At 64.2% G+C, this 11254-nt stretch carries 12 protein-coding genes; 9 read left to right on the top strand and 3 right to left on the bottom strand.

Annotation, left to right across the window (positions count from 1 at the left end; all coding sequences use genetic code 11):
- Positions 1-385 precede the first annotated feature (385 nt).
- From AC1Q6Z_RS10950 to AC1Q6Z_RS10940, 3 genes are all read right to left on the bottom strand, one after another.
- On the bottom strand, positions 386-1231 hold the full coding sequence (locus AC1Q6Z_RS10950; RefSeq protein ID WP_492647793.1) for a PA3715 family protein: 846 nt from the start codon (positions 1229-1231) through the stop codon (positions 386-388).
- Between the two features lie 119 nt (positions 1232-1350).
- Positions 1351-1656 carry a hypothetical protein gene (locus AC1Q6Z_RS10945; RefSeq protein ID WP_256115215.1) on the bottom strand — a complete coding sequence of 102 codons (306 nt, stop codon included), beginning with the start codon at positions 1654-1656 and terminating at the stop codon, positions 1351-1353.
- Positions 1657-1736: 80 nt separating this feature from the next.
- Positions 1737-2645, bottom strand: a complete 909-nt coding sequence (locus AC1Q6Z_RS10940; RefSeq protein ID WP_492647792.1) for a LysR family transcriptional regulator — start codon at positions 2643-2645, stop codon at positions 1737-1739.
- Positions 2646-2757: 112 nt separating this feature from the next.
- On the opposite strand from AC1Q6Z_RS10940, the gene AC1Q6Z_RS10935 reads away from it, so the two are divergent.
- The 9 genes from AC1Q6Z_RS10935 to AC1Q6Z_RS10895 all read left to right on the top strand — a co-directional run bounded on the left by AC1Q6Z_RS10935 (position 2758) and on the right by AC1Q6Z_RS10895 (position 11248).
- On the top strand, positions 2758-3510 hold the full coding sequence (locus AC1Q6Z_RS10935; RefSeq protein WP_492647791.1) for an SDR family NAD(P)-dependent oxidoreductase: 753 nt from the start codon (positions 2758-2760) through the stop codon (positions 3508-3510).
- Between the two features lie 23 nt (positions 3511-3533).
- Positions 3534-3926, top strand: coding sequence for a nuclear transport factor 2 family protein (locus tag AC1Q6Z_RS10930; RefSeq protein WP_492647790.1), 393 nt, complete (start codon positions 3534-3536; stop codon positions 3924-3926).
- 251 nt (positions 3927-4177) lie between these two features.
- Complete coding sequence (locus tag AC1Q6Z_RS10925; protein WP_492647789.1) at positions 4178-5356, top strand: carbohydrate kinase family protein; 1179 nt, start codon at positions 4178-4180, stop codon at positions 5354-5356.
- Positions 5357-5393: 37 nt separating this feature from the next.
- A complete protein-coding gene (locus AC1Q6Z_RS10920; protein WP_492647788.1) occupies positions 5394-6167 on the top strand; it encodes a glutamine amidotransferase in 774 nt (257 codons plus the stop codon).
- A 17-nt stretch (positions 6168-6184) separates the two neighbouring features.
- Positions 6185-7000 carry an ATP-binding cassette domain-containing protein gene (locus AC1Q6Z_RS10915; protein WP_492647787.1) on the top strand — a complete coding sequence of 272 codons (816 nt, stop codon included), beginning with the start codon at positions 6185-6187 and terminating at the stop codon, positions 6998-7000.
- Entirely contained in the window at positions 6994-7980 is a 987-nt protein-coding gene (locus AC1Q6Z_RS10910; RefSeq protein WP_492647786.1) for an autoinducer 2 ABC transporter substrate-binding protein, read from the top strand. Before AC1Q6Z_RS10915 ends, AC1Q6Z_RS10910 begins: the two co-directional genes overlap by 7 nt.
- 29 nt (positions 7981-8009) lie before the next feature.
- Complete coding sequence (locus AC1Q6Z_RS10905) at positions 8010-8975, top strand: ABC transporter permease (protein ID WP_492647785.1); 966 nt, start codon at positions 8010-8012, stop codon at positions 8973-8975.
- Positions 8972-9928 (top strand): ABC transporter permease, encoded by a 957-nt coding sequence (locus tag AC1Q6Z_RS10900; protein WP_492647784.1) that lies wholly within the window; start codon positions 8972-8974, stop codon positions 9926-9928. Before AC1Q6Z_RS10905 ends, AC1Q6Z_RS10900 begins: the two co-directional genes overlap by 4 nt.
- A gap of 3 nt (positions 9929-9931) precedes the next feature.
- Positions 9932-11248 carry a M20 family metallopeptidase gene (locus AC1Q6Z_RS10895; protein WP_492647783.1) on the top strand — a complete coding sequence of 439 codons (1317 nt, stop codon included), beginning with the start codon at positions 9932-9934 and terminating at the stop codon, positions 11246-11248.
- Positions 11249-11254 lie beyond the last annotated feature (6 nt).

Below are 11254 nucleotides of genomic sequence, written 5' to 3'. Positions count from 1 at the left end.
GTGGACGCGCGTGGAGACGCGATAATCCCGGGCGTGGCTATTCGTTTCGCGTGGTTGTTGGTCGGTCGAGCGTGAACGCATCTTCCCTCCGGCTGTTAACTGAAACCGCTTCGCCATCGGCGCACAGATCGTAAGACGACGAACCTCCCAATTTTTTTCATGGGGCAGCAAAAACAATCAGCCGGCTGGCGCGCCTCCATTGTGGTGGATTGGTGGCGCGATTGGCCACGGGTTTAGCCATGGGCTCAATGACAACCGGGTTATCCGGCAGAATTTACGGTGCGGGCGTTCGAAAACCGACGAGGAAAATACCGATCGTGTTTCGAGCCATAACGTTGCCGACGCGGCGTTGCACTGCAAGCGCGACCAATGGAATGCGGCGATCTCATTCCATCCGCTGGAGCTCTTTAGGAACGCTATAGGAGGTCCCTTCATACCGCAGGCGGTATTCGCCGGCGGTCGTCTGCTTCTTGTCGGCGCATTCGCCATCCTTGTCCGGCGTGCTGATGGTCGTCGTCTTTTTCTCGCTGACGACGATATCGGCGAACGCCCTTTGCGGAGAGCGGCGCATCGAAAGCGTGCGCGCCGTATCGTGAAACTCGCCTGCGCAGTTGGTATCCCATTCGCCCTGGCCCTCTGCGACCACGATATTGTCCAGCACGGGTTTGAGCGCATCGTCGTCGAGCAGAAAGAGCCACAGCGCCGTTTCGCCAAAGGGATTGGGGCGTGAACTGCCCTGCAGCGAAAGGCGCAGCCCGAAGGCTGTCTTGCCGGGAGCGAGGTGATAGCGCGCGGTATCGAAGGCGACGCTCGAAACGAAAACGGCATCGTCGGACATCAGCTTCGGAAGCCGCAGACGTGCCTTGAGATCAAGGCTGTCGCTATCGACGACGAGCAGTTCGATATCGCCTTCATTGCCGTCGTCAGACTGTTCGCGCATGAGCGGCACGGCGACCAGCGTAAGTTCAGGCCGCGCCGGCCAGATCCGGCAGATCATCGCATGCGGGTCGTCACCGCTCTCTGTCGGCAGTTTGATGGTCTCGCCGCTGGATTCAAAAACTCCGTCGGAGGTGCTTTTCGCAGAAGGGTAGGCCTTCTGGATGATGCTGGCGCTGCGCGTGCCGCATTCGTTTTGGCTTGCCAGAACCACCGGCGCACTGAAGGCGATGATGCCGGCCGCGAGTGTCACCAGCCCGAAAGGCCGAGAAAAATTCGTTGTCGGAAGTTTCATGCCATGCCTCTCAGCCGATCGAACGCTGGGGCATGGGATAACACATCCGAGCCGTGATCCGGTAGGTGGCTGGTCTCAGGCTCGCCAATGTTTCGTTGCCGCATGGCGGAGCGGGCTCGTCAGATTCCCGACCCGTCGAGCTGCTGGGCGTCGTCGCCTTCCCAGGGGGAGGGTGTGGAGGCGCGGTTGGGATTGGCCGAGGGCATCGGCATCCAACACTTCAGCTCCGGCTCGGCATATTCGACGATACGGCCGGGTGAGGAATCGGAGGCGCGCCAGCCTTCTGCGCCGAACTGGTCGCCGTTCGACCAGTAGGCGACGTCGACTTCCGCCGGTCCCTGCTCGGACGAGCGGACCGTGACGAGGATCCGGCTGCCGTCTCTCGGCGCGCCCGCCATGTGGCGCCAACGGTCTGGCTCATCCATCGTTTTTCTCCTGCCTCACTGCTGGTTGAAGTGTCGCCTCGCCATCGAAGGCGGTCAACCCAAACTTTGCGCAACCGATCTCATCGCGGATGCCGGACCAATGCGTCGCGCGGGAACCCGGCCGCGAGACTGTCGATGAAGCTGCGGACGGCCGGGGGAAGGCCGCGGCGTGTCGTGAAGACGAGGTGGACCAGGCCCTGCACGCCGCGCCAGGCGGGAAGGACGCGCACCAGAGACCCTGCTGCGAGCGCCTCCCGGCACGTATGATCGGGCAGAAGTGCAATGCCCAGGCCGGCGATGGCCGCCGAGCGCACGGCGGAAAAATCGGCGCAGCCCATGCGCGGCGTGTGGCGCATCACATGCGCCCGGCCATCGTCGGTTTCGAGATGCCAGTCGACCTCGACCTGCTCGTCGCTGGTCGCAAGCGTCGGAAGTGCTGAAAGCTGATCAAGGTCGGCGATCCGGCTCGCCAATTGCGGCGCGGCGACGAGGATGCGGATGGAATTGCCAAGCGAGCGCATCGTCAGGGAGGCGTCGCTGTCGAGCGCCGTGCGGACGCGCAGCGCGACATCGATCCGTTCCTCGATCAGGTCCACGGCCCTGTCGACGGCGACGAGCTGTAGGTGCACCTTCGGGTATCGTTCCAGAAACTGGGACACGACAGGGCTGACCGATTCAACCAGCCCGGTCGGGCAGCTCATCCGGATCAGTCCATGCGGCTCGGAATGGGCCTCGGCGACGATCGTTTCGGCGCGTTCGGCCTCGGCCAGCATCGCGCGGCATCGCTCGTAATATTTCTGGCCGACATCCGTCACGCGGAAACGGCGGCTTGACCGCTCGATGAGGCGGACGCCAAGACGCTCCTCCAGGCCGGCCACCCGCCGGCTCAGCTTCGACTTCGGCTCGCGCAACGCGCGCCCGGCGGCGGCAAACCCGCCATGGGCGACAACTTCGGCGAAATAGACGAGGTCGTTCAGATCCGTTCGCATGCCATCGTTCCGTTCATGGAACGATGGGTATCATATTTGCCGACTACTCGCATCAGCGTTCTGCGCGCACCTTGTTTTCATCAGCAACGGGCTGAAACAAAGGAGCAAGACAATGACAAGCAGGTTTGAAAACAAGACCGTCGTCGTCACCGGCGGCACCAGTGGCATCGGTCTGGCCACCGCGAAGGCATTTGCTGCCGAAGGCGCTTCGGTCTTTATCACCGGTCGCCGCAAGGAAGCGCTGGACGCTGCCGTCAAGGAGATCGGCGGCCGGGTCACGGCCGTCCAGGGCGACATGAGCAAGCTCGCCGACATCGACCGCCTCTATGACGCCGTCCAGCAGAAGCACAGCCATATCGACGTCGTGTTCGCCAATGCCGGCGGCGGGGAATTCGCTCCCCTCGGCGCGATCACGGAAGAGCACTACCAGAACACCTTCGACACGAACGTGAAGGGCGTGCTGTTCACCGTGCAGAAGGCACTTCCCCTACTGCGCGACGGCGGCTCGATCGTGCTGACGTCGTCCACAACCGGCGTCTCCGGCACGCCGGCATTCAGCGTCTATTCCGCCACCAAGGCGGCCGTGCGCAACTTCGCCCGCAACTGGATCCTCGATCTCAAGGATCGTCGCATTCGCGTCAACGCGATCAGCCCCGGTGTGACGGAAACGGCCGGTCTCAACGACCTCTTCGGCGGTGGCGACCAGGCGGACGGCACGAAGACCTACCTGGCCGGCCTCATCCCCGCAGGTCGCATCGGCCAGCCGGAGGAGATCGCCAAGGCCGTCCTGTTCCTGGCCTCGGACGAAGCCTCCTTCGTCAACGGCGTCGAACTCTTCGTCGATGGCGGGCAGGTCCAAATCTGAACGGCGAGGATAGGAGAGCTGCCATGTCCCACGACATTGCCACGCTGCTGATGCGAAATCTCCTGGACGTGTTCGGCGAGGGCGATGCCGCCCGCCGCCGGGCCGTGGTCGACGAGATCTTCCATGAGGATGCCGTCTTCATCGAGCCGCACGCCATCTATCGCGGCCGCGACGAGATCTCCCGCATTGCGGGCGTGATACGCGCCACCCATCCGACGTTCCAATATTCGCCCATCGCTGCGGCCGAGGAGTTGCATGGGCTGGCGGGGCGGCTGCGGTGGGTCGCCGGCGATCCCGGCGAGCCGCCTGCCTATGCCGGCACCGATTTCGTCGTGGCCAGAGACGGGCGGATTGCTGCCGTTTATCTGTTCTTTGACGGAGACCCCGATCCGACGGGTGCGCCGATCGTGGCGTGACTGCTTGCAAGAACCGTCGCCGGATATGAGCGCGTCCGGCGACGTCCTGACGCGCTTGCCATGATAATTGGGCGCTAGAAATCGGATTTTGAAATAAATTCAAAAATGCCCTTCTTGCCGTATAATGTTCCCTTTCCCTTGCTTGAAATTCGATTCTTCAGTCCGGTTTTCCGAAGGATTTAGAATATAATTCTGTTGTCCTCGGTCTGCTCCAGCTCTAGCGTTGAAGCGCTTCAATTGGATCGACCGTCATGCAACGCAAGCGTCCAACCATTGCAGATGTCGCCCACGCCGCCGGTGTTTCCATCGGCACGGTGTCGAATTTCATCAACGATACGGCGACGATCAAGCAGGCGACGCGCGAGCGGATCGAGAAGGCGATTTCCGACCTGATGTACCGGCCGAGCGCGATCGCCCGGTCGCTTCCTGGCCAGACCCTGCGCAAGCCCGGCCTTACAACATTGCCCCGCCTGCTGGTCGTCGGCCGTGTCAGCGTCGATTTCCTGTGCCGTGTCGACGTGCTGCCGCACCGAGATGACCGCATCACGGCCCAGCATATCGAGAAGGCGCTCGGCGGTCCGGCGGCGAACCTTGCGGTGGCGGCCGCGGCCGTCGGCGAGCCCTATGCGCTCGACGTGGAGCTTGCGACGGCCGTCGGCGACGATCCCGAAAGCGACTGGGCGCTGGCGTCCCTTTCGAAGCTCGGCGTGCATGCGCTACCGCTGCGGCGGACCTTCAACAGCCGCCTTTCGCAGGCCGTGGTCATCATCGAGCGCAACGGCAGCCGCACGATCATCAGCGAACCGTTCGAGCTGAGCGAGGTCGACCTGACGGCCAACATGGACATCCAGCGGGAGACACGACCCGCCTGCCTGCATATCGAGGGTTTCCACTACGAAAGCATGACCGGCTCCATCGCCCGCTTTCACGAGGCGGGGTGGAAGGTCAGCCTGCATTCGGCGGGCCTGCCGGCGAGCGTCCGCACGCCGGATGCCTTTACCGCGATGATCCAGTGCATCGACCTGACCTTCATCAACGACGTGACGTTGCGCGAGATTTTCGGTTTCCGCACGCCGATGGCGACGATGATCGAGCAGACGCACGCCATGCTCTCGCAGATCAGGAAGCGCGGCGACGTGGTGCTGACGCTCGGCGAGTTCGGCGCGGTCGTCTTCCGCAAGACCGGGGCGCCGCAGATCGAGGTTCCGGCCTTGCCGGTCGACCGGGTCGACGCCACCGGCGCGGGCGACAGCTTTGCCGGCATCTTCCTCAGCCTCTGGCTGCATGGCGCGTCGCTGGAAGACGCCGCGCGCTACGCCGCCATCGGCGGCAGTCTCACCACGACGGTGGAGGGCGCCCAAGGATACATCGCGAGCTTCTCGCAGCTGGAAGCAGCCCGCGCGCCCGAACGGGAAAAGATGGCCCGGTGAAACACACCGGCGCTCTGTCGAGAACAGGAGAATGGATATGACGAAGACCAAGGTGCTGTTGGTGGGGGAGAGCTGGGTGAGCTCGGCGACCCACTACAAGGGTTTCGACCAGTTCGGCAGCGTGACCTTTCATCTCGGTGCCGAACCGCTGGTCGCGGCGCTGAAGGACAGCGATTTCGACCTTCACTACATGACCGCCCACGAGGCCGTTGAAAAGCTGCCGTTCACGCTCGAAGGCCTCTCGGAATATGACGTCATCATCCTGTCGGATATCGGCGCGAATTCCCTGCTGCTGCATCCCGATGTCTGGCTGCATGGCAAGACCATTCCCAACCGGCTGAAGCTCCTGCGCGACTGGGCAGCAGCCGGCGGCGGGCTGATCATGATCGGCGGCTATTTCAGCTTCCAGGGCATCGACGGCAAGGCGCGCTGGCATCGTACGGCGGTCGAGGACGCACTCCCCGTCACCTGCCTGCCCTATGACGACCGCCTCGAAATCCCCGAAGGTTTCCGCCCCGTCATCAACGCCGACCACGCGATCTTTGCCGGCATCGACGGCGAATGGCCGGTGCTGCTGGGCGCCAATGAGGTTGTCGCGCGGGAGCGTGACGATGTCGAGGTCCTGGCCTCCCTTCCCGACGATCAGGGCGGGCACCCGCTGCTGGTGACCGGAACCTACGGCAAGGGCCGCACCGTCGCCTGGACGTCGGACATCGGTCCGCACTGGCTTCCCAACACCTTCGTCGAATGGCCGGGTTACGCGAAGCTCTGGAAGAACATGCTGGGCTGGGCCGCCCGGCAGGCATCGTAACCGAGAGGGCCACCGACATGACCGCTCCCTTTCTCGCAGCAAGAGGCATCGCCAAGCGCTTCGGCGCCCTGACGGCGCTGTCCGGCGTCGATCTCGACATCAATGCCGGCGAGGTGCTGGCACTGCTCGGCGACAACGGCGCGGGCAAATCGACCTTCATCAAGATCCTCGCCGGTGCGCATGCGCAAAGCAGCGGCGAGCTGCTCGTGGAGGGCGCGCCGGTCTCCTTCGCCTCGCCGAAGGATGCGGCTTCCTCGGGCATCGCCACGATCTTCCAGGAGCTGGCGCTCTCGGAAAACCTGTCGATTGCCGAAAACGTCTTTCTCGGCCGCGAGCTGAAACGCTCGGTGCTCGGCATCCCCTTCCTGAAGCGCGGGGAGATGCGCAAGCGGGTGGATGCGTTGCTGACCGAACTGGACGCCCATATCTCCGATCCGGAAGCGCCGGTCGGCAGCCTGTCGGGCGGCCAGCGGCAAGCGGTCGCGATCTGCCGGGCGCTGAACCTGAACGCCAAGCTGGTCATCATGGACGAGCCGACGGCGGCACTCGCGGTGGCCGAGACCCGCAAGGTCCTGTCGCTAACGCGGCGGCTTGCCGAGCGCGGCTGCGCGGTCGTGCTGATCAGCCACAACATTTCCGATGTCTTCGAGGTCGCCGACCGCATGGTGGTCTTCCGCCGCGGCCGCAAAGTCGCCGAAAGGCTGCGCGCCGACACCAATCCCGAAGAGATCGTTTCCCTGATAACGGGCGCCCATCCCGACGTGCGGGCGCTGGAAGAACAAACTAAAAAGCACGTCCAATACGTCCAGAGAGGTTCAAAATCGCCATGCTGAAACAGATCAAGACCATGTTGACGGTGTCCGCACTATCACTCGCCGTCGCAACTACCGCCTTTGCCCAGGACAAGCCGAAAGTCGCCTTCGTCCCGCAGCTGATCGGCATTCCCTACTTCAACGCCATGGAGGCCGGTGGAAAGAAAGCGGCCGAGGAACTCGGCGTCGAATTCATCTATAGCGGCCCGGTCGATACCAACCCGGTCGACCAGTTGCAGATCGTCCAGAATCTCATCGACCAGGGCGTTGGCGCCATTTCGGTGAGCGTGCTGGATGCCTCCAGCATCGCCCCCGTCGTGGAGGCGGCGGCTGCCAAGGGCGTCAAGCTCTTCACCAGCGACAGCGATGCGCCCGATAGCGGCCGCGCCGTCTATGTCGCGCAGGCGACCGACGAGGGCCTTGGCAGCGCGATCATCGACGAGCTGGTCAAGCGCGTCGGCGAGGATGCGAAGATCGGCATCGTCTCCGGCGAGGCGACGGCCTCCAACCTGAATGCCTGGATCGGCTTCATGCAGAAGCAGGCAGCCGCGAAATATCCCAAGCTGCAACTGCTCGAACCGCAATATGCCGGCGGCACGGCGCAACGTGCAGCGCAGATCTCCGGCGACCTGATGGCAGCCAATCCCGATATCAAGGCGATCATCGCGGTCGCCTCGACCACGTGCCCGGGCGTGGCTCAGGCGATCGAGACCGCCGGCAAGATCGGCAGTGTCATCGGTGCCGGCTATTGCAGCCCGAACACCGCTCGGTCCTATCTCAAGAGCGGCGCGTTCGGCTTCACCGTCCTGTGGGATCCGGCTGAGCTCGGCTACCTCACCGTCTGGGCTGGAAAACAGCTCATCGACGGCAAGGCCTTCGAGGCGGAGAACACGGTTCCGGGTTTTGCCCAGCCGGTCACCTACGATGCCGCAACGGGCATCCTGCTGCTTGGACCGCCGGCCATCTTCACGAAGGAAAACGTCGACAAGTTCGACTTCTGAAGCTGCATAAAACGGAGGTGCGACCGGTGATGAACGGTGTTTTGACAAGGAACGGGCGGGAGTGGTCGCTGTTGGCCGCCTGTATCGTGGCGATCATCGTCTTCTCCGTCGCATCGCCCTATTTCGCGACGTCGGGCAATGCCGCGACCCTGCTGCGCAACAGCGTGGAACTGTTGCTGGTGGGGCTCGGCATGACCCTTCTTCTCGCCATGGGCGGTATCGACGTTTCCGTCGGCATCGTCATGGGACTGGCGGCAATCGGCGTCGGGCGTGCGCTCGGTGCGGACCTGCCGGTCGGTGTCACGGCGCTGGCGGGACCGGTCATCGGCGCTGGCCTCGGCCTCGTGACTGCGGCCGTCGTGGTGCTCGGGCGCGTGCCGGCCATTGTCGGCACGCTCGGCTTGCTGGGGGTCTATCGCACCGCGATCTTCGTGCTGCTCGGCGGGCAATGGCTGTCAGGCCTGCCGACCGGTCTCACCGATGTGTTGGCAGCCACCTTCCTGGGCATTCCGGTCGCAGCCTTCCTGATCGCGCTCGCCTATCTGGCGGTCTGGCTGGCGCTCCGGCGCACGCCCTATGGCCTCCACCTGCTGGCGATCGGCAATTCGGAGGAGAAGGCACGCCTCTCCGGCATCCCGGTCGTGCGCGTGCGCTTTGCCACCTTCATCGTCAGCGGCGCGCTAACGGGGCTCGCTGCCACCTTCTACGTCGCCAACTATCGCAACGTGGAAATGACGATCGGCACGACGCTGGCGCTCGATGCGATTGCCGCGGTGGTGCTGGGCGGCACGAGCATCCTGGGTGGCAGATGCAGTCTGCTCGGCACCGTGCTCGGCGTGCTCCTGCTGCGCATTCTGCAAAACGGCCTGCTCCTCGTCGGCGTGCCATCGCTCTGGCAACCGGTCCTCACCGGTGGGCTGCTGATCGGCGTGCTCGTGCTCGAAGTCGCCGCCGGCCGCCTGTCCTTCCCGCAAACCGGATGGGTGCGCAAATGACCCGCCTTCGCACGCTTCAAGGTCCGGCCCTCACGCTGAGCCTGCTCGCACTTCTCTGGGTCGTCGTGCTCGTCACGCTGCTCGCGCTGAAGCCTACGGTTTTCAGCCTTGGCACGATGACGTCGATCATCCAGTTCTCCACCATCTTGGCGCTCGTCTCGCTCGGGCAGGCGCTGGTGATTATGGCGGGCGGCGCCGGTATTGACCTTTCGGTGGGCGGCATCGTCTCGCTCTCTGCCATCGTCGCCATGCTGTTCGTCAAGCTCGGCCTTCCGCCGGTGCTGCTGCCGGCCGCCTGCATTTTCATCGGCACGTTTCTGGGCGCCTTGAACGGCATCCTGGTCACGAAGCTCACCCTCCTGCCGCTGATCGCGACGCTCGGCACCTTCTTCATCTATTCCGGGCTGGCGCTGGCGCTGACGGGCGGGGCGGCGCAGTCCGGCGTGCCGGCCTGGCTGCTCGGCTGGGGCCGCGGCACGCTGGCCGGCGTTCCCCTGACATTCCTGACCATCGCCATCCCGGCCTTTGCCATAACGGGCATCGTCCTCGTCTGGACCGCCTGGGGACGCTGGATCTACGCCATGGGCTTCAATGAGCGTTCGGCGCGGCTGGTCGGCATCCCGGTCGATCGCGCGCGTCTCATTCTCTATGCCGCAAGCGGCGCGCTGGGCGGGGCTGCTGCCCTCGTCTCCGTCGCCTGGCTCGGCAGCGCCAGGGCGAATATCGGCCAAAGCCTGGAACTGGAATCGCTGACGGCGGCCATGCTCGGCGGCATCGCGATCACCGGCGGGCGGGGCGGGGTCGGCGGCGTGCTTGCAGCCGTCATCCTTCTGGTCACGCTCAGGACCGGGCTCCTGCAGCTCAACGTCAATACGGTCTGGCAGGTGGGTATCGTCGGCACCCTGCTGATTTTCGTGCTCCTTGCCGATCGCCTTTCGCAACACTGGAGATAGTTCATGGCGTCCCTTGAAGAAACCATCGCCGAGCGGGTCGAGGCCCAGGCCGACCGCATCGTCGAAACCCTGAGCGCTCTCGTCGCCTTCCCGTCGATCGTCAAATCGAACCCAAAGGAGGCTGGCCCCGGCGAGCGCGATTGTCAGCTCTATCTCCAGGGCCGGCTGGAAGCGCTGGGCTTCACCACCGACCTGTGGGACCCGGACGGCCCCGCCCTCTACGCCAAATACCAGGGCCGCCCTGGCGCCAACAAGGGCCGCACCTTCGAAGGTCGGCCCAATCTCGGCGGCGTCCTCAAGGGCACCGGCGGGGGGCGCTCGATCATGCTAACGGGCCACATCGACGTGGTGCCGCCGGGTGCCGCCCAACACTGGGCGACCGACCCCTTCGAACCGGTCCTGAAGGACGGCTATGTGCATGGCCGCGGCACAATCGACATGAAGGGCGGCGTCGCCTGCATGCTGATGGCGGTCGAAATCCTGAAGGGCCTCGATGTGCCGCTCTCCGGCGATATCGTCTTCACCACCGTGGTGGACGAGGAGATCGGCGGCATGGGCTCGCTCGCCATGGTCGACCGCGGATTTCATGCCGATGCCGGCATCATGACGGAACCGACCGCCAACAAGATCGCCCCCCTTTGCCACGGCATCCTTTGGGGCAAGATCATCATCGACGGCATTGGCGGCCATGCGGAACTGACGCCGAATGCCTGGTATTCGGGCGGTCCGGTCGACGCCGTTCAGCTCTGCCGGCAGATGCTCGATGGCATCGACATCCTCAACCGCCGTTGGATGTTCGACCCGAAGAAGAACCATCCGCTGATGGACCAGCCGAACCAGATTATCGTGACGCAGGTGAGCGCCGGCGAACACCCGTCTTCCATGGCCGGTCGGGCGGAAATCATCATCGACGCCCAATATCTGCCGAGCGAGAAGGACGAGTTCGCCCTTGGCGGAAACGTCAAGCGGGAGATCGAGGAACACGTTTCCAACGTCTGCCAGGCCGATCCCTATCTTCGCCTTCACCCGGCGCGAGTGGAATGGATCCTCGATGCCGATTGCGCGGAAATCCCGGCTGACAATCCCTTCGTGCAGACGTTCCAGGAGGCGGTGAAAGCCGCAAACCTGTCTCCGGCCCTGTCAGGTTTTGGCGCCCATAGCGACATCGGCCTGCCGAGCGGGCTCGGCAACACGCCCACGGTCAATTTCGGGCCGGGCGACCCGGCACAGTCGCATCAGCCGAACGAACGCGTCTCCGTGCGCGATCTGGTCGACTGCACGAAAGCCATAGCCCTTGCCGTCGAACGCTGGTGCAGGTGATGGAAC

This window comes from Shinella sp. GW835-FHT14H05, from assembly GCF_058793575.1.
Note: the sequence above shows the minus strand (reverse complement) of the source record. Positions and strands in the feature narration are given on the sequence as shown.